This window comes from Burkholderia sp. RF7-non_BP4 (assembly GCF_001521935.1).
Lineage (GTDB): Bacteria > Pseudomonadota > Gammaproteobacteria > Burkholderiales > Burkholderiaceae > Burkholderia > Burkholderia diffusa.
Window position 1 is genome coordinate 1 of record NZ_LOTA01000056.1, and the last position, 556, is coordinate 556.

Below are 556 nucleotides of genomic sequence, written 5' to 3' on the forward strand. Positions count from 1 at the left end.
GAGATGGATCGACCATCGTTCCGGTGCGCGACGCAACTGTCCGACCCGCTCGTCAATCGATGGTTTGCGCACATCGTTGCGGTGGCCGACGCATTCGCGATCAACACGCAGGTACGACTGGCGATGTGGCTCGCGCACATGGGACACGAATCGAGGGGTTTTACGTCGCTGGTTGAGTCGTTCAATTACCGGATCGATGCGCTGGCGATCTTCTCGCGGATTCCAGCCGCGATGCACGCACGACTTGAGCGTCACCCCCGGCGAAACGATCGTGGCGGTCCAACGGCAAATCGCGATCCTGGCCTACGGCGGGCGCTTCGGTAACGGCGGTGTCGCGTCGGGTGATGGCTGGCGCTATCACGGGCACGGCCTGAACCTGAAACAGGTCACATTCAAGGACAACTACCGCGCGTGCTGCACCGCGCTTGGACTGGATCTCGTGTCTCACCCGGAATGGCTCGAACGGGATGGGCTCGCGGCCCGCTCAGCGGGGTAGCTCTGACAGTCGCACGGCTGTAATGAACTGGTGGATGCCGGAGATTTTGCGGGTACCCCC

General features: G+C 62.4%; 2 protein-coding genes. One reads left to right on the forward strand and one right to left on the reverse strand.

Going from position 1 to position 556, the window contains the following annotated elements; all coding sequences use genetic code 11:
* Positions 1-255, reverse strand: a 255-nt coding sequence (locus WS49_RS35865) for a hypothetical protein (RefSeq protein WP_218921256.1), incomplete at its 3' end; no start/stop codon positions are given.
* Between WS49_RS35865 and WS49_RS20480 the strand changes: the two genes are divergently transcribed.
* The gene (locus tag WS49_RS20480) at positions 245-496 is read left to right on the forward strand and encodes a hypothetical protein (RefSeq protein WP_059532669.1); all 252 of its coding nucleotides are present in this window, start codon (positions 245-247) and stop codon (positions 494-496) included. The genes WS49_RS35865 and WS49_RS20480 overlap by 11 nt on opposite strands.
* The last annotated feature ends 60 nt before the right edge of the window (positions 497-556 follow it).